Genomic DNA, 21,226 nt, shown 5'->3' with positions numbered 1-21,226 from the left:
CTTTCAACCTCTTTTTCTGACAGCGCCCATAAAGAGGCATTCATCCGGGGTGATCGTCTCGATCCCTTCGCCCTCACCGGTTTCAATAGCAAGACCACGGACAAGAACGGCCGGGATGCATTCATCGGCCTCGCCCATCAGAAGCTCGGCTGCCGATGCAATACAATCCCCGACAGCACGCCTGGTCACCTCGAGCTCCCGCCCAAAAAGATCCTTTGTGCCCCGGCAGTCGCCGACAGCTGCCATACCCGAACACCCGATCGTAACGCCTGAGACGCCAAGCCGCATTGCATGGGTTCTTGAATCGATGACGAGAACCGCCACTTTCCTGTTTGTCCTCTCAAAGATCTCCTTCCGTATCCGGTATGCCGAGGCATTCGGATCAAGGGGCAGGGGAATGATGGTGCCATCCGGGGCATTTGATCCGTCTACTCCGGCATTTGGCAGAAGTGTCCCATCTTTTAAACAGAGGAGAAATCCCGGTATCCCGCCGATCACCTCATCGGATTCGGAGATGACCACTTCCGCAACCCGTGGATCCATGGTATAACGCTCAGCATATCGCAGGGCATCGTCCGATGGCACCACATCGGCAAGCGTTATCACACGCCCTTCTGATGTTGCGAGTGCAGACTCTGCTATGACGATGATATCGTTATCCTGAACTTCTCCTGCCTCACCGACCGATGCGAGGATCCGCTCAACAATATCGTCTCCCGGCTGTATCAACCCCGTTTTACATCCAAAGACAGAAAAGGAGATGCTCATCGTCTCCTCATCTCCCCACAGACTTTAATCAGGTCAGCTGTTTCCCGGATATCATGGGTTCTGATCATATCTGCTCCGGAATCGATCAGGAGGGCGGTTGCCGCGAGAGTCCCGGAAAGCCTCTCTTCGGCAGGCTTCCCCAGGAGATCGCCGATGAAACTCTTCCGTGAGATCGCACCGAGGAGGGGTTTGCCAAACGTTGCAAATTCACTGAAACGGCGGCATATATCCCAGTCATCCTCAAAGGTCCGCTCCGGTACCCAGCGGCCAACCCCCGGATCGAGTATCAGATCGCGGATTCCATACTGTCTGCACCGTTCAATGACGATTCCCAATGTCCGCATCGTCTCGTCAGTACCGCGTGCATCTCCGGGCGCATGCAAGGCTGCCATTGCGATCACCGGGAGCCCACTCTCTGCGGCAAACCTTGCATATCTCTCGTCGGCAAGTCCATGAATGTCATTTATTGCATCGATATCATACCTGAGGGCGACCTGAAGGGCTTCTGCATGCATCGTATCAACCGATATCGGGATGCCCAGCCCTTCAAGCTCTGAAAGACATTTTTTTAGCCGCTCACACTCTTCCGAAACAGGGATCTCCCGGCTTCCCGGTGCGGTGCTCCGTGCACCGATATCGATGACATCTGCACCACCCTCAATCATCCTCTCAGCGGCAGCCAGTACACCGCCAGGGGGAACAAATGATCCTGAAAAAAAAGATTCGGGGCTTGTATTGATGACGCCCATCAGCCGGACCGGATTATTTCCGCCGATTCCGGTTTTTCCTATACAAGTTGCCCGCATGACCTCATCGTTTCCGCGGCGAAGGTATTCTCCATCAGGGTGGCGATTGTCATCGGCCCAACACCACCCGGCACCGGTGTGATCGCTTTTGCTTTTGTCTCCACCATCGCAAAGTCCACATCGCCGCAGAGCTTTCCATTCTCATCATAATTTGTCCCGATATCGATGACAGTCGCGCCCCAGCCGACCATATCGGCGGTGACAAACCGGGGTCGCCCTACAGCAGCCACCAGAATCTCGGCTGACTGTGTGATCGATGCCAGGTCGAGTGTCTTTGAATGGGCAATGGTGACGGTTGCATCGGCATTTGTCAGGAGTGCGGCCATCGGCCGGCCGACCTCAATGCTCCGTCCGATAACAACGGCATTCTTTCCGGCCGGATCGATTCCATATTCGGAGAGGAGCGTCATCACTCCAAGAGGGGTGCAGGGAGAGAATTGGGGGGATCCGGAGAAGAGCCGCCCAAGGTTTGTCGGGTGGAAGCCATCGACATCTTTTAAGGGATCTACTGCCTCGATTACAGCATGGGTATCGATCTGCTTTGGGAGCGGTAGCTGAACCAGGATCCCGCTGATCATCGGATCAAGATTCAGCCGGTGTACAGCATCCAGCACATCCTGTGTGGATACATCACTCTCAAGTTCAATTCCGATTGACCCGATACCGACCCGCTCACATGCCTTATGTTTCATCTTTACATAGAGCTGCGAAGCCGGATCCTCCCCGACAAGAACGGTGGCAAGCCGGGGGTAGAGGCCTGACTCCTCGATCTTCTCAGCAAGAAGCGCCAGCCGTTTCTCCGAGGTCTTCTTTCCGTCAAGGATCATACTGCATCAGGGTAGAGTGGGAATCTGCCTGCGAATTCAACAACCTCTTCCCTCACAGCTTTGACGGTGGCTGCATCCTGAATATTGTTAATCACACGACCAATCCAGTCTCCGATCTGTTTCATCTCATCCTCTTTCATCCCGCGGGAGGTGACAGTCGGGGTTCCGACCCTGAGGCCTGATGTGACAAACGGACTTCTCTTCTCGCGTGGTATGGTATTCTTATTCACGGTGATACCGGCGTCTCCAAGGACATTTTCCGCTTCAAGGCCGGTAATTCCATGGTCTGAAAGATCGAGGAGGACGAGATGGTTATCAGTTCCACCGGAACAGAGCCTGAGATTATTTTCGGCAAGGGTCTCTGCGAGGACACGGGCGTTCTTCACGACCTGCTTTGCATATTCCTTGTATGAGGGTTGGAGCGCCTCTTTGAAACAGACGGCTTTTGCAGCGATGATATGCATCAGCGGACCGCCCTGCATGCCTGGGAAGACGGATTTATCGATTCCTGGTCCATCCTCTTTTTTGCAGAGGATCGCGCCACCGCGGGGGCCGCGGAGCGTCTTATGGGTGGTTGTTGTGGTATAGTGGCAGACATCGATTGGGGAGTTGTGGATGCCGGCTGCAACAAGGCCTGCTATGTGAGCAATATCTGCCATGCAGATCGCGCCGACTTCTTCGGCAATCTCACCAAATGCCTTGAAGTCTATCTCGCGTGGGTAGGCGGATGCGCCGCAGACGATCATCTTCGGTTGTGTCTTCCGTGCCATCTCGGCGATTGCACCAAAGTCAAGTGTCTCACTCTCATAATCGACACCATAACTATGCACCTCATACAGCTTTCCACTGATATTGACGGGTGAACCGTGGGAAAGGTGGCCGCCCTGGGTCAGGCTCTGGCTCATGATCACATCGCCCGGCTGGATGGTTGCAAAGTATACTGCCTGATTTGCCTGGCTACCGGAATGAGGCTGGACATTTGCATGTTCTGCAGAAAAGAGCTCGCAGAGGCGGTCGCGTGCAAGGTTCTCGACCTCGTCATGGAACTCGCATCCGCCATAGTAGCGCTTGCCCGGATACCCCTCGGCATATTTATTACACATAATTGAACCGGTTGCCTCCATGACAGCCCGGCTCACCACGTTCTCAGATGCGATCAGTTCAAGCCCGAAGACCTGCCTATGGTGTTCTTTTTCGATAATACCGGCGACCTCTGGATCGTCGCGTTGAAGGAATGACATATAAATAGAAATGGCGGTAAAAAGGTAATATCCTTTCTTGTAATTAGTGAGGCAAACCATTATCATCAGTGAGTCAGATCGTACAGAAGAGGGGGAGTGCGCGGGAAATGGATGCACGTATGAAGTTTCTTGAACATGAGCTGGAAGAGAAGGAACGGGAGTTGAAGATGGTGAAGCGCGAGGAAGAACCGGTACATACCGCCACAGCAGATGAGGATGAGAGGATCGCCGCACTCGAGCGGAAGGTCCATGAGCTGGATGCCCTGCTCAAGGGAGTGACTGCTGAGATGCTGGATCTCAAATCAGTCACACGGAAACTGACCCGGAATCTGGAGGATCAGGAGATGCGTGGCGGCGACACCGCTTCCGAAGCTCCGCTTCGGAAAGAAACGCGTTCCCGTTCGAGGATTGTTCCTGAAGAGGAACCTGTCCGTGTCCGTGAGCGGCAAGCCACGCCACCACCGCCGGTGGCAACTCCGGGTCCCGAGGCAGAACCTCCGGTAGACGCATCGGATATGGAACTGATCATGCAGCCGGATGGCACTCTCAGGCCAGAGAAGCGAAACCGGAATGACTACATTGTGGCGAGCAGCGGCTATGCTCCTGCAACCAGAATGAAGAAGGGTAGGATTGAAAGCAAGATCTATGAAGCCCCCGATGTTGATCCGAAGAGCGGAGTGACGATCTCTAAAAAAGAGAAGGAAGATGATACCTCTCCAAAGACGATCCAGCGGAAAAAATAACCGATATTGAAGGTATGATCGTTTGCACATAACCCTGCTTGAGATCGACAACTTCAAATCATTCGGACGAAAGACGAAAATCCCCCTTGAAACGGGTTTTACAGTCGTCTCCGGCCCGAATGGTTCGGGGAAGAGCAATATCTTAGACAGTATTCTTTTTGCGCTTGGGATCACATCGGCCCGTGGACTCCGAGCTGAACGGCTGACCGATCTCATCAATACCGGGTCAAATAAAAATACCGCCGAGGTGCATGTCAGTTTTTCAGATGGTACCCGGATAACGCGCCGGATCAAGCGGACTGCAAACGGCTATTATTCATATAATTACTTAAATGGACGGCTCTGCAAACAGGGTGATGTCCTCTCTTTCCTTGCCGGACATGGGATCAAACCCCAGGGCTACAATATCGTGATGCAGGGTGATGTTGCCCGGATCATGGAGATGTCGGATATCGAGCGGAGAAAGATCGTTGATGAGATCGCCGGGGTCTCTGAATTCGATCAGAAGCGCGAGCAGTCGATGGCCGAGCTTGAAGTGGTGAGATGGAGGATCGAGCGGGAAGAGATCCTTCTCCACGAACTCATCGAGCGGCAGGAACTCCTCAAAGTTGAGCGGGAAGCGGCGCTTGCATTCCGCCGCCTTCAGGAGGAGCTGGATTCCTTCATTGCAAAGAGAAATGTCGTGAAACTTCGTGAGAAGAAGCGGGAAGAGAGAGAGATCACAGGGATGATTGCTGATACCGATCGTGCACTCTCCAGAATAAATGACGATATCGCCCATGACGAGCATGAAAAGGCGTTTCTCCGCGACGAGATGAAGGGGGTTGATGAAGAGATCCGTCAGAAGAGCGGACCTGAATATCTCCGTCTTCTCTCACAGATTGAAGAGGCAAAAGGTGTTATCCGGACTTCCGAACAGGGGATCCAGCGAAATACCCGTGATCGTGAAGCAAACCTTGAGGCGATCAACCGCAAGTTTGCAGATATCAGGCGTTCAGAGGCAACAGTAAAGGAGCGGACCGAGAGTATCAGGAATCTCTCAATTGACCGGGCAAACCTCGGGATGGAGCTTTCAACTCTCAAAACGAAGATGGAGAAGGCTGAGGCTGATCTCAGGGCCGCTAGCAAGGACTCCGAGGGTGCGCAGGTCGAGCTCTTCTCCTGCATGCAACAGCTCGAAGAACGAAAGGCAGAGCGCTCCCGTCTCCTCTCTGAAAAAGATACGGTTATTGAAAGGAGCCGGATCCGGGTTTCGGAACGTGAGCGGCTTGCTCCAAGGCTTCAGGCAGCACGCGATGAACGGAGCGAAAAGGAACGGGAGATCCGGGCGGCATCAGCCGATCTCGAGCAGATCCGTTCCGTTCAGAAGGCCCACGATCAGCAACTATCTGCTGTCGAGAAGAAAGCAATGACTCTCCGGGGATCATATGAAGAGGTTCGGGCGGAGATCAGATCGCTTGAACAGAAACTTATGCAGCTGGAGGCACGGCAGCAGGCGCATGGCGAGGCAGGGGGCCGTGCTGTTGAGGCGGTACTCGGGATGGACGGGGTGCATGGGACTATCGCACACCTCGGAAAAGCACCCCCCGAATATGCAACCGCACTCAATATTGCTGCCGGAGGGAGGCTCAACCATGTCGTCTGCCAGGACGATTCCATTGCAGCCGATGCGATACGGTTTCTCAAGGAACAGCGCCTGGGAAGGGCGACGTTCCTTCCTCTTTCAAAACTGAGGGTGCCGCCCCCGCTTCCGCCGCTTTCAGGTGATGGTGTCATCGATTATGCGATCCGGCTGATAGAATTCGATCCCGCATATGAACGGGCCTTCTCTCTTGTCTTTGGAACCTCGATCGTCGTCGATACGATGGAGCATGCAAGAAAACTTCTCGGCAGGCACCGGATGGTCACCCTTGAGGGCGATCTCCTCGAACGTACCGGGGCGATGACCGGCGGCTCGGTGAAACGTGATATTAAAGGGTTTGGAGCCGCCGTCGATCGGGAGATGGTGGAACTCCGTGAGCGGCTTGCCGGACTCAGGCAGGAAGAAGAGGAACTTTCTGCATCGATTGCACGACAGAATGCTGCGGTTGAAACACTTCGCTCAGACCGACAGGAGGCAGAGCAGAAGGCGGCACGGCTTGAGCTGATCGTGGAGGAATACGGGAAGCGGATAGCACAGCTTGATACTGATATCTCAGTTCTCGCTGGCGCCCTCTCCGAACTTGAAGGCGGTGAAGCCGAGATAGCGGCCGAGATCGCTGCCCTGGAAGAGACCCTTGATGCGATCACCGATCAGATCGACACCATCAATGCACGGGTGGATGAGATCAAAAAGCGGATGGAGGCATCCGAGGCGGTCAGGCTTGCTGAGATCATCTCTGATCTGAAACGGTCCATCGAGGATCTCGAGCGGCGTCTCCGGAATAAAGAGGCGGATATTGCAGATCTCCAGCGCGAACGCCAGTACTTCTCAAAACGCATCGAAGAGATGACTAAAGAGAAGGAGGAATTAGTCGGTGCTAATATCCGGCTTGAAACAGAAAACAAATCATATGAAGAGGAGATAAAGATCTCCCGCGAACGGATTCTTCAGCTTGAGGAGGAGCAGCGGACATTCTCGGATGAGATAGAGGCGCTCCGCCAGAAGAGGAGTGCGCTTGACGAACAGGTTGCCGATATCGAACGACAGCTCATCCGCCATTCCAATGAGAAAGAACGGCATACGATCCATGCAGAAGCGCTCAGAGAGCGGGCACAGTCTATTGCCGCTGAGATTGCCGCGCTCGCCCCGGAGACAGAGGAGATCGAATGTGATCTCTCTCCTGAGGAGATCGAGGAGGGGATTGCGATCACCGAGCGGCAGATCAGAAAGATCGGGGCGGTCAATATGCTTGCGATTGAGGAGTATGATCGTGTTGTGGCACGGGTGGAGGAGCGGACTGAGAGAAAAGATATCCTCTCCCGTGAACGATCAGATCTTATTGAGCGGATCGAAGGGTTCGAGCGGATGAAACGCGAGGCATTTCTTTCGACATTTGAGGCTATCAACTCGAATTTCAAGGAGATATATGGGCGGCTTGCGCGGGGCTGGGGTCGGCTCATCCTGGAAAATGAGGAGGATCCCTTTGCCGGTGGCCTGACGTTTGAGGTGCATCCACAGGATAAGGATGTCCGGAGATTGAATATGATGAGTGGTGGGGAGAAGTCGCTTGTGACACTTGCCCTGATCTTCTCGATCCAACGGCATATGCCTGCCCCCTTCTATGGTCTTGATGAGGTGGATATGCATCTTGACGGATCCAATGTTGAGGGGATCTCGCAGATGATCAGAAGTCTCTCCGAGACCTCACAGTTTATTGCTATATCTCTTCGGAAGCCGATGATTCAGGGTGCAGACCGTATCATCGGGGTGACCATACGGCCGGACAAGAGTACCCTTGTTACCGGTGTGAAGTGCAATGCCTGACGAATCGATCAACGAAGAGCCGATTGAGATTCTCGTCCGTATGGCAGAAAGCGGGGAGATTGATCCATGGAATGTTGATATTGTTCTTTTAACAGATCGTTTCCTCGGCGAGCTTGAGAGGAGGCGAGAACTCGATCTCCGCATCTCCGGCCGGACACTTCTCTATGCTTCCATTCTTCTCAGGATGAAATCCGATGCCCTGATCGAACGGGTGCCTGATCCGGATGTTGAAGAGGAAGGGGGTGAAGATTTTGGCGATGATCTCTTCTTTGACGGGGATCAGGATGGAGAGGGGATCGAGTCACATCTCGGTCCGATCGAGGTGCTTGAACGCGAAATCCAGCGGCGGATCAAGCGGAAGGAGTACCGGACACGCCCTGTTACCCTCTATGAACTGATCACCCAGTTGAAACTGGCAGAGAAGGAGGAGCGAAGGCGGCAGAGGCGACGGCATCTGGCAGATGATGATGACCTCTTTGTGATCGCCGAGGATGTTGTCGAGATCGCCCATGAGGAGGCTTTTGAGGAGGCTTCATCCATGATCTATGCGACGCTCCTTTTCCTCGATCCTGATGGATGTACTCCGGTCCCTCTCTCCCGTATAGCATCTGAGATCGGGTGCCACCTGTATGATGTCTATATCCCCACGCTCTTTCTGATGCTTGATGATCGCGTCGATCTCATTCAGGAGGACTTTTATGGGGAGATTCTGGTTGCACGGGTTCCGGTTCCTGCCCTCTGAGATGGATGGTTCAGATCTGATCCCGGATGCGCGGAGCCGCGTTTGTGATGGTGTTGGTGGTCAGTTCAGATGCATCCTCTCTGCGCGATCGCCTCCGGGACTGGTATGATCGTTAGCTATCTCCCCGGTTTGTGGTATTCCGGGGGTCGGGCATCGGTCTGAATGCCAGTTTTCTGGTGATCAAAAGAGAGGGTATAAATGGGACTTCTGCGTATCTAATTAAGTCGCAGGGCAACGGGGTGCAACGAATCCGGGAACAATTCTCCCAACGATTCGCGTATCCGGCCATCTCGCCGGGAAACCGGTCTGGTGGTGACATGCCCGTGTGGGGACAGCTGCTTTGGATATGGCAGCAGTTCCCGGGGCCCGGTATCAAGGTTGCCGTGCCTCAGAGAGGATGGTTGCAGGGGTTGTTGCCGCTGAATGAGAACCTATATAACTCTTCAGAGACAATGATTGTAGCTTGCAACGAGACACAGATTCGGGGTCAAACCCGTTGTCTGTGGACGCAATCCGCAGTGTATAAATAGGAACACTGCGAATATGATAACTCCAAGATTCTTTCAGTGGAGGACCAACGCACCCGGATTTGCCGGTGTTGGTTCTGACGTTGGTATTGGCAATGCGGACATTCATTGAATGACCGCTGATTCCGAAAAGTTACAGTCAGTCGAAAGACAAAGTGTGCTTAACAATTTACATTCTGGTTGATCCTGCCAGAGGCTATTGCTATCAGGGTTTGACTAAGCCATGCGAGTCGAGAGGTGAAAGACCTCGGCATACTGCTCAGTAACACGTGGATAATCTGCCCTCAGGTGAGGAATAATCCCGGGAAACTGGGGCTAATGCCTCATAGGAGACGGGTGCTGGAATGCTCTGTCTCCGAAAGGTCCGCCGCCTGAGGATGAGTCTGCGTCCGATTAGGTTGTTGTTGGGGTAACGGCCCAACAAGCCTTTGATCGGTACGGGTTGTGGGAGCAAGAGCCCGGAGATGGATTCTGAGACATGAATCCAGGCCCTACGGGGCGCAGCAGGCGCGAAAACTTTACAATGCGAGCAATCGTGATAAGGAAACCCTGAGTGCCTGTCAATGCAGGCTGTTCTGGTGTCTAACACACACCAGGAGAAAGGGCGGGGCAAGACCGGTGCCAGCCGCCGCGGTAATACCGGCTGCTCGAGTGATAGCCACTTTTACTGGGCTTAAAGCGTTCGTAGCTTGGTCGTTAAGTCTCTGGGGAAATCTTTTGGCTCAACCAAAAGGCGTCTCAGGGAAACTGACGATCTTGGAACCGGGAGAGGTAAGACGTACTTCGGGGGTAGGAGTGAAATCTTGTAATCCCCGAGGGACGACCGATGGCGAAGGCATCTTACCAGAACGGCTTCGACAGTGAGGGACGAAAGCTGGGGGAGCAAACCGGATTAGATACCCGGGTAGTCCCAGCCGTAAACGATGTGCGTTAGGTGTGTCAGTGACCACGAGTCGCTGAGGTGCCGAAGGGAAACCGTGAAACGCACCGCCTGGGAAGTACGGTCGCAAGGCTGAAACTTAAAGGAATTGGCGGGGGAGCACCACAACGGGTGGAGCCTGCGGTTTAATTGGATTCAACGCCGGACAACTCACCGGATACGACAGCGGAATGATAGCCGGGCTGAAGACTCTGCTTGACTAGCTGAGAGGAGGTGCATGGCCGTCGTCAGTTCGTACTGTGAAGCATCCTGTTAAGTCAGGCAACGAGCGAGACCCACGCCAACAGTTGCCAGCATAATCTCCGGATTGATGGGGACACTGTTGGGACCGCCTCTGCTAAAGGGGAGGAAGGAATGGGCAACGGTAGGTCAGCATGCCCCGAATTATCCGGGCTACACGCGGGCTACAATGGATGGGACAATGGGTTTCGACACCGAAAGGTGAAGGTAATCTCCTAACCCCACCCGTAGTTCGGATTGCGGGCTGCAACTCGCCCGCATGAAGCTGGAATCCGTAGTAATCGCGTCTCACGATGGCGCGGTGAATATGTCCCTGCTCCTTGCACACACCGCCCGTCAAACCACCCGAGTGGGGTCTGGATGAGGCGGCAGTTTATGCTGCTGTCGAATCTAGGTTCCGCAAGGGGGGTTAAGTCGTAACAAGGTAGCCGTAGGGGAATCTGCGGCTGGATCACCTCCTAATGATCACTTTTCGAACCATCAGCGGTCGTTCAATGAACCGTACAATTGCCAATACCAACAGGAATTAGGGCTCATAGCTCAGCTGGAAGAGCGCGGCGTTTGCAACGCCGAGGCCAGGGGTTCAAATCCCCTTGGGTCCACTCCCCTCACATCTGTTTAACAGAGATGTGAAGGGTTCCAATGCACCCGGAGATGCGAGTCACCGGGGAAGGGCTGAAGGTTTTCGCAAAAAAACCTGACGATGCTGTGTATAGGTATTGCATCTGGACGTTAAATGGGTTCAACATAAAACGTAGTATCTGAACCTGGTCTATATGCCGGTTAGTGGATGGCTCGGTTCGAGAGCTGATGAAGGGCGTGCCAAGCAGCGATATGCTCCGGGAAGATGCATGGAGTCTGTGATCCGGAGATCCCCGAATAGGACATCCCGATACTTCGGTATCAATCCGTTGAGGATGGGGAACGCCCCGAATTGAAACATCTTAGTAGGGGCAGGAAAAGAAATCAACCGAGATGTCGTGAGTAGAGGCGATCGAAAACGACGGAGTTCAAACCGAATCCCTTTGGGGAGATGTGGTGTTGTAAGCCTCCCGTCTGGTGCAGATATCTCAAACGGAAGTCACCTGGAATGGTGTTCCTGAGAGGGTGAAAGACCCGTACGTATACCGATATCTGTTCCTGGGAGTGTCTTGAGTAGTGCGGGTCGGAATTCTCGCATGAATCCGGGGGTCATCAACCTCCAAAACTAAATACTTCTCGAAACCGATAGCGAACTAGTAGCGTGAGCGAAAGCTGAAAAGTATCCCTAAAAAGGATGTGAAAAGCGCCTGAAACTAACCGGTGACAGTGTGTTATGGCATGCAAGGAACTTCTGCGCGAAAGAACCCGTCGCGAGGCGGTAGTATGGGCGACAGTTGCCGATGTCATAACGTACGTTTTGAAGAACGGGCCAGAGAGTTTATTCTATAGGCGAGGTTAACCCGGAAGGGGAGCCGAAGCGAAAGCAACAGGTTCGTAGCATTTATGCATGGAACGGCGTATTCAACGTGCGTGGAGTCTATAGGGTAAGACCCGAAACCCGGTGATCTATGCGTGGGCAGGTTGAAGCGTGCCGAAAGGTGCGTGGAGGACCGCAGGCGGTTTTGATATGCAAATCATTCGCGTGACCTGCGTATAGGAGTGAAAGATTCATCGAACCGGGAATCAGCTGGTTCCCCTCGAAACATGCCGCAGCATGACCTCGTCGGAGATGGTTGGTGAGGTAGAGCACTGATTGAGGATCCCGGGGGAGAAATCCCTCGCTCTTCTGTCAAACTCCAAACTCCCCAACGTCTGAGATGACGGGTAGTCCGGACTACGGGGTAAGCTTGTAGTCCGTAAGGGAGACAACCCAGACCGTGGTTGATGCCCCCCAATGTAGGCTAAGTGTCAACACTGAATGAGGTCCCAGGCCGAAGACAACTGGAAGGTGAGCTTAGAAGCAGCTACCCTTTAAAAAGTGCGTAACAGCTTACCAGTCAAGGTTTGGGGCGCAGAAAATGGACGGGGCTAAAGCCTACTGCAGAGACCACGGCGCACCGGTTAACCCGGTGATCGCGTAGAGGGGCGTTCTGCATGGACAGAAGCAGGGGCGTAAGGTCCTGTGGACCGTGCAGAAATGAGAATTCTGGCAGTAGTAGAAGCATAGAACGGTGAGAATCCGTTCCGCCGAAAGGGCTAGGTTTCCTCGGCAATGTTCGTCAGCCGAGGGTTAGTCGGTCCTAAGATGTGCCGTAACTCGAGCATGTCAAATGGGAAACAGGTTAATATTCCTGTACCATACATTCGTAGTCGTAAGACCCTGACGCTTCGGGATATACCATGCGAAATTGTCGTTTCGTTCAAGCGTTCAAAGCGGTGGAGTACCGTCATGGTGAGAAACCGCTGAAGACGTGATGAGGTAACATGGTCGACTCCTGGAGCCCGTGAAAAAGGGAATGTATGTCCGTACTGAGAACCGACACAGGTGCCCCTGGTTGAAAAGACCAAGGCGTATCGGAGCTAATTGTGGTAAGGGAACTCGGCAAAATGGCCCCGTAACTTCGGGAGAAGGGGTGCCTGCCTGGTGATCAGGCAGGTCGCAGTGACCAGGGAACTCCAACTGTCTAATAACAACACAGCAGACTGCAACTCCGTAAGGACTCGTATAGTCTGTGAATCCTGCCCAGTGCGGGTATCTGAACACCGAGTTCAATCGGACGAAGGACCCGTAAACGGCGGGGGTAACTATGACCCTCTTAAGGTAGCGTAGTACCTTGTCGCTTAATTGGCGACTTGCATGAATGGAACAATGAGAGTTCTACTGTCCCTACCACAAATCCGTTGAACCTTTTATCCTAGTGCAGAGGCTAGGGACTCCTGATGGGAAGTGAAGACCCCGTGGAGCTTTACTGCAGCCTGTCGTTGTAGTACGGTATTGCATGCGCAGAGTAGATGGGAGATGTCGATCCGTTCCTTCCGGGGAACGGGGAGTCAACAATGAGACACCATCCTTGCTCTGCTGTACTACTCACTCTTCTTCAATGAAGAGGACATCGGTAGGTGGGCAGTTTGGGTGGGGCGCCACACCCTCGAAAAAATATCAAGGGTGCCCTAAGGTCAACTCATGTGAGTCAGAAACTCACAGAAGAGTGTCAAGAGCATACGTTGGCCTGACGCTATGACGCAAAGCAAGTCATGGCGAGAGGAAACTCGGGTCTAACGAACCAATACGCCCTGTTGATGAGGGCTATTGACTACAGAAAAGCTACCCCGGGGATAATAGAGTCGTCGCCGGCAAGAGCACATATCGACCCGGCGGCTTGCTACCTCGATGTCGGTTCTTTCCATCCTGGCTGTGCAGCAGCAGCCAAGGGTGAGGTTGTTCGCCTATTAAAGGGGATCGTGAGCTGGGTTTAGACCGTCGTGAGACAGGTCGGTTACTATCTATCAGGAGTGTTCGGAGTCTGAGGGCAAGAAAGAAATAGTACGAGAGGAACTTTCTTTCGTCGCCTCTGGTGTATCGGTTGTCCGACAGGGCAGCGCCGAGCAGCTACGCGGCAAGAGATAAAAGCTGAAAGCATCTAAGCTTGAAACTCAGCCTGAAAAGAGACTCCGTTATAGGGCACGGGTAAAAGACCCGGTTAATAGGCCCGGGATGTACGCACGAAGGCAACGACGTGTTCAGTCCGGCGGGTACTAACGCCCAAATCCAGGAACAGTTACAGACCGTTACTGTTGAACCCAGACGAAATCCAGATGCAATACCTTAACTATCTGCAGAGTATATACTAATACTCCACAGATTACACAGCGCCAAGGTGGCGGAGCGGCCACGCGGCTGACTGCAGATCAGCTACACCCCAGTTCAAATCTGGGCCTTGGCTTGTGGTAATGGCGGCCATAGCGGTGGGGATACACCCGGACTCATTCCGAACCCGGCAGTTAAGCCCACCTGCGTCGAATACGGTACTGAGGTACGAGAGTCCCCGGGAACTATTCAACGCTGCCAATACCACCCCCCTATTATGAAACAACTCTTCTCACATGATTACACACAAGACGCCTGCGTCTCTTTATTCTTCTCTCTCATGATATCAGTCATGTATTATTCCTGATACTGTATCCCGGATGACGGATACAGTATGCCGGATGCAATACCTGGCGACTCCAATACTGTAGGACTTACTGAAATACAGTGCTTAAAAAGAAAAGAAAGAGGGGTCGATTTTTGTTTTGGGTTCAGCGGGAAACCCTGACCAGAGCACGGGATCAATGAAGCGGAACTCCCGTAATGCTCCGGCATATACTACTCTGACTTGGGGGTATATAAATAAAAGGAGCGGGGTGCGAAAGTGAAAACTGACTTGTATGTACGTGATTCAAGACGCTAACGCCCTCTGTATTTGATGAATGGATGTATCATTTTCACTCACTCCCCTGATGCATACTCCTCCAGAAACCGTTTGGCCAGATCATATGCTTCTCTCACCTGCCCGGGCTCCACCTTCGGCACCCCGCAGGCGACGAGATGAATCGTCTTGGTGTGTTGAGTGATCTTTGTTGCATCCGAGTCGCGATAGGGGTATATTGCGACGATATCATCTGAATCAGCCAGAATAATCTGGTTACTTTTTAAGATGACAGGATTCTTCATGCCGATTCCAAGGAATCTCTCTCCATTTACGGCAAACCGCATGGTAAGATCGCCTTTTAAGCAATCGGCATCGAATGCAGCGAGTGGGATCCCTGATCGGATTGATGCCAGGTTATAGGCATCAACTGCGCAATTGATGGTGGGGAGCGGCTTTCCTGCAAGCACCCTCCGCACAAGGGCTTCAGATGCGGGGCGGGTCTTTGTCGGATCAACGCCGACACTCCAGAAGAAGTCGCGGTATGCCCTGAAGAGCGGTTCGTCCCTGATACCATCCAAGCTATACCGCTCCTCTATCCATCTGATGATCCCATCTGAGAGGACTTTAAGCCGGGCATTTTCTGTTCCGATAGTGAGTGGTCCGATATCGCCTTCAGCTACGGAGAGTCCGGGGAAGGTGGTGAGGATATCCGCATGTATCTCCATGACGGGTACTTTTCCGGCTGGAATGATAAAAACAATCACTCTCTTTTTCTGGTTCTGGAGGCCCTGCCGGATCCGGGTGTCACATCTCAGTCTTGAATTGGGTTATAACGACGAAAAGAGATAAAAAATTGTAAAAGCATTCAGGCTTTTGTAACTGAGACCTCAGTCGTCATCAATGGGGTCGTCCTGGTCGTCTTCTTCGACATCTGGCTCTTCCGAGGGCTCATTTTCTGCATACTCAACAGCCGGCGGCCGGGACTCGTCATAGTACGGATCATATTGTCCGCCTCCTCCGCCCCCGGATTTTACTGCTTTCTTGATTGTGTTTATGATCGACGATAGTGGCATACCCTTACTTAAGAAATCCTCACATAAGAATGTTTTGTGAGGTGATACTCTCAATTCCAGTTCATCCATGACACAACAAATATCTCCCCAAATACTAATCTCCTCATTATGGAAGAGTGGTCCTCCCGCCCCGGCTTCATCCTCGCAGCAATAGGATCAGCTGTCGGCATCGGGAACATCTGGCGCTTCTCAACCGTCGTCGGCCAGAACGGCGGCGGCGCCTACCTTATACCATATCTCACCGCCGTCCTCCTCGTCGGCCTGCCGCTGATGATCCTTGAGATGCAGGCGGGCCAGCATACACGGAGTGCCGTCATCGCTGCCTTCGAGAAAGCCTCCTTCAGGTGGGCGGGCTGGATCGTCTTATTCGTGGTGATCGGGGTTATCTCATATTATCTTGTCATCACGGGATGGACATGTGGGTACCTTGTCTTCTCCGCAACCGGAACCATCGAGTCCTTCTCAGACTTTACGGGATCGTACCTTCCAATCTTCTTCTTCATTCTTGCCGCCATTTTCTGTGGGGCGATCGTCTCAGCCGGCGTCACAAAAGGGATCGAGCGGACGACGACCATCCTCGTTCCGCTGCTCTTCATCCTCCTCCTTACCATGCTTATCGTCACAATCAGGCTCCCAGGTGCTGCATCTGGCCTTGCGTATCTCTTCACTCCTGATTTCTCGGTCTTAACAGACCCGCTCATCTGGGGGGCAGCCCTTGGCCAGGCCTTCTTCTCGCTATCGGTCGGGTATGGAACACTCCTCACTTATGGGGCATATCTGGGATCGGCTGAGAAGATCCCGGTATCTGCGGCAATCGTCACCATCGCAGATATCTGTGTCTCCCTGTTAGCCGGTATCATCATCTTCTCGATCGTCTTCACCTATGGCCTCGAACCAGCAGCCGGCCCCGAGCTCGTCTTCACCACCCTCCCCTATGCCTTCGAACTGATGCCGTTTGGTGCTGTCTTTGCGGTCTTCTTCTTCCTTCTCCTCTTCTTTGCCGCAACAAGCTCTGCCATATCATTCATTGAGGTTCCAACAGCCGCCCTGGCAGGAGTCTTTGGGAGATCCAGACGATCAATGGCTGCTCTTGTCACCGCAATTCTGATCATCCTCGGCCTGCCAGCTGCTGCAAGCTATAGCGCTTTCTCCCTTTCATTCCAGGGAATCCCCATCCTTGATGCAATGGACGAGATCTTCGGGACGATAGGACTCTCTGCCTCTGCCCTTCTCCTCTCGATCGCTTTTGCCTGGCTCTTTGACCAGAAAGCCCTCTGGGGGGACCTGTCAGAAAGCTCTCCCCTCATCCGGGCAGTACCTATCCTCTGCAGGTACGTGATCCCGGTTGCCCTCCTTATCACCATCACCTTCCGGGTCGCAGCCCTCTTCTGAAAATAAACGTACATACTATGAACTGCCACCTTTCGAAGAGGGGGATATCTCCGGAGAGAATACCGGCATCACCTCCTCATATGCCCGTTCCAGCAGCACCCGGTAATATGCAGGATCCGCAGTCGTCGCCTCCCAGGGGGGATCAGCAATCAGCCGCTTCCCGTCCCGCACCACATACCCGATCTCCATCCCGGCTTCAACAGCAACACCCGCCATTCCATATGCACGGATCGCCGATCCCTCGATGCACCGGTTTTTGTATTCGGTTCTGCTCACCCGCCGGGTGATGACGAGATCCGCAATCGCCGCAGATGAAAGGCCGGATACCGCCTCACTGAAAAGTTCCTGCACGTCCCCGGCACGATCGTCCAATTCTGCTGCACACTCCGCCTGCTCAAGCATCGAGAAGATCCCTTCCTGAAACGATCGCACATACGGGGGTGTATCTCCCCGGCGGGCGGCAACCCCACGGATCTTCATGGTACCGTCTGCAAGCCTCCCGAAATAGCGGTTATAGGCACCGGTCCCATCAGCCATCGGGAGGAACGCGATCCAGCGGTATCCCTCCGACTCGGTTGGAATCCCGGTGGCAGCCTCAGTCTCCCGGACAAACCGTGGAATATCACCACCCGCAACCCAGAGCGAGTCGACGATCCCGTGGAGGACATGGCAGCCGCATTCCTCGGCGCACTCTTTTGCCGCAATCAGGATCTCGCGGGCATGCCGGGTGATCGCCTCGTGCACTGCAATACACCCGAACTTCGCGTTCCGGTATCCAGTGTAGCCAAAACTGGTGACCAGCATCCATTTCAGGAGGCTGTCCATACCCGCATACCGCTTATCCTCCTTCTTCATGGCTTTTGTCTTCAGCCTGAGCCCTACAACCGGCGCAAGCACCGATGCGAGAAACCCCGCCTCCCCACCCCCGCCAACCGTCTCGGGGGAGAGGTTCCTGCCGACGATGATCGAGGGGTACATCGAGGTAAAATCGACCTGCATGACATCATCATAGACCCCCGGATGCGGCTGGAAGATCATCCCGCCTTTATCAGCCTCACGGAGGCGGGCAATCGGTCGGCTCTCTTCAGGATCCCATTTCCGGAATGGCACTGCAATACCCCGTCTGATCGCCTCGTAGTTCTCATATGCGGAGATGAGGGTGCCGGGCGTGAGCCGGGCGGTGAGGTTTGGGGCAAGCCCCGTCATCCGGGAGGCAAGCAGCACCCCGGCGATCCCGCTCTCCCGGTATGTGAAACTCCGGGACGAATCGATGAGGCATCGTCCTTCCGGGATGAGCGCCCCTTCCCGGTGGACCATCCGTCCGTAACTCCAGTATGACCGTGCCGAGAGGCGGCTGTATCTCCCTGTCCTGCTGAACGGGAGCAGTATCCCATGCTCTTCTGAGGAAGAGACGAGCAACGGCATCCAGTAGTCGGCATGGGGAAAGAGGATCAGATCCGGGTTCCTATCATCAAGGGCTGTGGCAAGTTCCTGAAGCATCTCCGGAAGAGATCCGGTGATCGTCTTCCCATCCACTGCCATCCTGCTCACCACCCGGCTCCGGTACGGGGGATCAGCCACACTGATCTCCATCCCCGCAAGGCTCCGGTCAAAGGAGGTGGCAAACCGGTCCTCTCCCGGGAGTGAGCAGGCGGTAAGCCCTTTTTCGGCAAGGAACCGTTGTTCGGGTCGGAGATCAAGGTTGTAGATCTTTGCGCTGTACCCGCTCTGCTCCTCGATCAGTCCGGCAACCTTCCGGGACGCAGCGATCGAATATCCCTCTTCCTCTGAGAAGATCGTCTGTACCCGGCATGGGGCAAGACCAAACCGCTCCTCAAGTCCATCCAACATATCCCGGTGGAGATGGGGATCATCAAGGGTGAAGAGAAATGAAGGAGTATAGGCAACCCGTTTCGACTCACCGCCCCTTCCCCAGAACCGGATACCTCCCCTCTCTGCCGAGGCATCAAGGATCCACATCGCACTCCTTCAATAGCTCGATAAAGACCGAGAAGACCGCCGCCTCAAGCGGGTCATCAAATGCATAGAACCCCTCACCCGTATGGGCACGGGCCATAGCGGCGAGCCGGGCAGCATAGGGCTGATCTTCTCTCCGCAGTGCCCGGCCTGCCCGTTCCCACCGCCGGGCAATCTCGTTGACTCCCTGCCGGACGCTTCCGATGCTCCTGCCCATCAGAATGCCTCCAGTGTCGCCTGACCTACACGGCGGGCCCGGATGTTCTGTTTCCGCACCGGTGCTGCTTCGGGTGCAAGGGTGATGATCCGGTCAGCATAGGCTGCCATCTCGCCAAAGAACCGATCCGGAGCAGGTGTGTACAGGATCACAAGCGATCCCATGGCCACCTCCGCGATCACCTTCCCGATTGCAGCAGCCATACCCCTTCCCCCGGATTCAAAGAGGGTTGGATCATGTTCGATGAAGACGATCGTATGGCCTGCCTCCCTGAGGATCGTAAGGAGCTGGTGAGCGGTGAATGCCCGCCTGACATCGAAGGTGGCGCTCCTGTCTCCGGCCCGTGTCAGCAGGCGGGAGCCATTGCCTGAGATATACAGGAACAGGTACCGCTTCAGTTCGGGATGCTCTGTAAAGAGCCTTAAAATATCCTTTTCCGGGGCAACAATCGCTGCAAATGTTCCGGATCCAAGGGTGATATATGGTGCAAGTCTGATCTCCATACCAACAGATCTGGATGCCCGGGGTATTGAGAGGCAATGTCCGGAGTGCGAAAGTGAAGGGGAATTATTTATCTCTTCCTCTCCAAGCTACCATGATAACGATGAATATTGCAATCTCACGACAGGATGGGGTGGTCGTCTTTGCACCGGATGGCAGGCTTGACGGACACGGCTCCGGGATCTTTGATGAGGCGATACAGTCGGGATTCCATGACGACGATTCGGCGGCTGTTGTGGATCTGTCGTCGGTTGAGTATCTCTCAAGTGCAGGCATCCGCACCCTTCTTGCCCTTGCAAAGGAGGTGAAAAGGCGTGGAGGTATCATGGCACTTGCCGGGGTACAGGAGTATCCGATGAAAGTACTGAAGATGGCGGGTTTTCATTCGGTCTTTCGAATCGTATCCACCGTTCCTGAGGGTCTTCTGGCATGCGGGAAAGACGGGATTGTCCTCTCCCTCATCGATGAACTCTCTGCATCGTCTGAGAAGCACGGCACTGTCTCATACCAGGTGGAGCGTGCAGGAACCGGCACCGCCGCCCGCCTGAAGGTGCGGGGGAGCTTATCCACCCTTCTCCATGCACGGATCACGGGGGATGATCTGGTGGAATCCATGTTTTCGTCGATCCGGTATTCAATCGGTCTTGGTGCGCTCAGTCCTGATGCAGAATCCGCACTCCCGCTCCTTGGGGAGATGATCACCCTCCATGGTGCGATGGTCTGGCTTCCGACCGATGGAAATGATACCCCGGATTTCCTCGCACCCGCAGGAGAGGATTCTGGGATACCTGTTTATACCGTCTTTAATATCACGCTGGAAGGGCCGTTCCATGAGTACATCTCCTTTGAGTCCGAGGATCCGGATGGCATCTCCCTTGAAGATCTCTACCGGCAGCTCTTCTCGCGTGCAAAGGAGAAACAGAAGGACTTCAGAGGCATCATCGCCCTTGCGATCGCCGGAGTCACCGCCGGGATGACCGGCTCAGGGCTTGCCCGCTCTCCCCTTAAAGAGTACTCCGGCGGGCTCAAAGGAACGATCATGGATGAGGATACAATCAAAGACTGGTGCACGGTGAATTCGATCCCCCACCATACCGGTGATACTCTCGTCTCATTCGGGGTTGGGGTGGATACAACCGCCGATCTCTCGTTCTATGATCCGGTTGCCCTCCACTCCCTCGCCTATCTCCATCCGGCACACAAAGGCACCGCCGATCAAATACTCCATAACCATGGCGTTATCTTCCGGGGAGTCCCATGGGACAAAAACGCACCTCTTGAGAAGATGATCCAGACCCTGCTCCAGGAAGCTGAGGTTGCGGATATGCGCCACCTCTTAAACAGCACCCGGTTCCGCCGTGGAAAGATCGGGGTGGCGTACATCAGCGAGGTCACAGAAGAGTAACTCCTGTACAATTTACAACCGGAGATG

14 protein-coding genes, 2 tRNA genes and 3 rRNA genes are annotated in these 21,226 nt (G+C 54.1%); 10 read left to right on the top strand and 9 right to left on the bottom strand.

What is annotated here, in order from left to right; all coding sequences use genetic code 11:
• Nucleotides 1–3: 3 nt before the first annotated feature.
• From cofE to glyA, 4 genes are read right to left on the bottom strand one after another with little or no spacing between them, the layout of a single operon-like run.
• Nucleotides 4–768 carry a coenzyme F420-0:L-glutamate ligase gene (gene cofE, locus ACZ44I_RS09750; RefSeq protein ID WP_464550402.1) on the bottom strand — a complete coding sequence of 255 codons (765 nt, stop codon included), beginning with the start codon at nt 766–768 and terminating at the stop codon, nt 4–6.
• Nucleotides 765–1,574 carry a dihydropteroate synthase gene (folP, locus tag ACZ44I_RS09745; protein WP_464550404.1) on the bottom strand — a complete coding sequence of 270 codons (810 nt, stop codon included), beginning with the start codon at nt 1,572–1,574 and terminating at the stop codon, nt 765–767. Before folP ends, cofE begins: the two co-directional genes overlap by 4 nt.
• Nucleotides 1,556–2,401, bottom strand: coding sequence for a bifunctional methylenetetrahydrofolate dehydrogenase/methenyltetrahydrofolate cyclohydrolase FolD (folD, locus tag ACZ44I_RS09740; RefSeq protein WP_464550406.1), 846 nt, complete (start codon nt 2,399–2,401; stop codon nt 1,556–1,558). Before folD ends, folP begins: the two co-directional genes overlap by 19 nt.
• A complete protein-coding gene (glyA, locus tag ACZ44I_RS09735; protein WP_464550408.1) occupies nt 2,398–3,642 on the bottom strand; it encodes a serine hydroxymethyltransferase in 1,245 nt (414 codons plus the stop codon). The genes folD and glyA overlap by 4 nt, the downstream gene beginning before the upstream one ends.
• Nucleotides 3,643–3,710: 68 nt before the next feature.
• Between glyA and ACZ44I_RS09730 the strand changes: the two genes are divergently transcribed.
• The 8 genes from ACZ44I_RS09730 (at nt 3,711) to rrf (ending at nt 14,294) form a co-directional block, all read left to right on the top strand.
• Complete coding sequence (locus ACZ44I_RS09730) at nt 3,711–4,385, top strand: hypothetical protein (protein ID WP_464550410.1); 675 nt, start codon at nt 3,711–3,713, stop codon at nt 4,383–4,385.
• A 22-nt stretch (nt 4,386–4,407) separates the two neighbouring features.
• Entirely contained in the window at nt 4,408–7,851 is a 3,444-nt protein-coding gene (gene smc / locus ACZ44I_RS09725) for a chromosome segregation protein SMC (RefSeq protein ID WP_464550412.1), read from the top strand.
• Entirely contained in the window at nt 7,844–8,593 is a 750-nt protein-coding gene (locus ACZ44I_RS09720) for a segregation/condensation protein A (RefSeq protein ID WP_464550414.1), read from the top strand. Before smc ends, ACZ44I_RS09720 begins: the two co-directional genes overlap by 8 nt.
• A gap of 700 nt (nt 8,594–9,293) precedes the next feature.
• Nucleotides 9,294–10,760 (top strand): 16S ribosomal RNA (locus ACZ44I_RS09715).
• A gap of 69 nt (nt 10,761–10,829) precedes the next feature.
• A tRNA-Ala gene (locus ACZ44I_RS09710) sits at nt 10,830–10,902 on the top strand.
• Between the two features lie 160 nt (nt 10,903–11,062).
• Nucleotides 11,063–14,000 (top strand): 23S ribosomal RNA (locus tag ACZ44I_RS09705).
• A gap of 94 nt (nt 14,001–14,094) precedes the next feature.
• Nucleotides 14,095–14,166: transfer RNA gene (locus tag ACZ44I_RS09700), tRNA-Cys, on the top strand.
• A 6-nt stretch (nt 14,167–14,172) separates the two neighbouring features.
• A 5S ribosomal RNA gene (rrf, locus tag ACZ44I_RS09695) occupies nt 14,173–14,294 on the top strand.
• The 16S, 23S and 5S rRNA genes sit together here with 2 tRNA genes alongside, the layout of an rRNA operon.
• A 417-nt stretch (nt 14,295–14,711) precedes the next feature.
• Here the strand turns inward: rrf and ACZ44I_RS09690 are convergent.
• On the bottom strand, nt 14,712–15,359 hold the full coding sequence (locus ACZ44I_RS09690) for a B3/B4 domain-containing protein (RefSeq protein ID WP_464550416.1): 648 nt from the start codon (nt 15,357–15,359) through the stop codon (nt 14,712–14,714).
• Between the two features lie 162 nt (nt 15,360–15,521).
• Nucleotides 15,522–15,707, bottom strand: a complete 186-nt coding sequence (locus ACZ44I_RS09685; protein ID WP_464550418.1) for a hypothetical protein — start codon at nt 15,705–15,707, stop codon at nt 15,522–15,524.
• Nucleotides 15,708–15,815: 108 nt separating this feature from the next.
• Between ACZ44I_RS09685 and ACZ44I_RS09680 the strand changes: the two genes are divergently transcribed.
• Complete coding sequence (locus ACZ44I_RS09680) at nt 15,816–17,099, top strand: sodium-dependent transporter (protein ID WP_464550420.1); 1,284 nt, start codon at nt 15,816–15,818, stop codon at nt 17,097–17,099.
• A 15-nt stretch (nt 17,100–17,114) separates the two neighbouring features.
• Here ACZ44I_RS09680 and ACZ44I_RS09675 read toward each other — a convergent pair whose 3' ends face one another.
• Genes ACZ44I_RS09675 through ACZ44I_RS09665 form a run of 3 tightly spaced genes read right to left on the bottom strand, consistent with a single transcriptional unit; the run spans nt 17,115 to nt 19,796 of the window.
• Entirely contained in the window at nt 17,115–19,079 is a 1,965-nt protein-coding gene (locus tag ACZ44I_RS09675) for a type B DNA-directed DNA polymerase (protein ID WP_464550422.1), read from the bottom strand.
• Nucleotides 19,066–19,293: a DUF8156 family protein gene (locus ACZ44I_RS09670; protein WP_464550424.1), complete on the bottom strand. Its 228-nt coding sequence runs from the start codon at nt 19,291–19,293 to the stop codon at nt 19,066–19,068. Before ACZ44I_RS09670 ends, ACZ44I_RS09675 begins: the two co-directional genes overlap by 14 nt.
• Nucleotides 19,293–19,796: a hypothetical protein gene (locus ACZ44I_RS09665; protein WP_464550426.1), complete on the bottom strand. Its 504-nt coding sequence runs from the start codon at nt 19,794–19,796 to the stop codon at nt 19,293–19,295. The genes ACZ44I_RS09670 and ACZ44I_RS09665 overlap by 1 nt, the downstream gene beginning before the upstream one ends.
• 92 nt (nt 19,797–19,888) lie before the next feature.
• Here ACZ44I_RS09665 and ACZ44I_RS09660 point away from each other — a divergent pair, with 92 nt between their 5' ends.
• Nucleotides 19,889–21,199, top strand: a complete 1,311-nt coding sequence (locus ACZ44I_RS09660) for an STAS domain-containing protein (protein WP_464576506.1) — start codon at nt 19,889–19,891, stop codon at nt 21,197–21,199.
• The last annotated feature ends 27 nt before the right edge of the window (nt 21,200–21,226 follow it).

This window comes from Methanocalculus pumilus (genome assembly GCF_055382585.1).
Note: the sequence above shows the minus strand (reverse complement) of the source record. Positions and strands in the feature narration are given on the sequence as shown.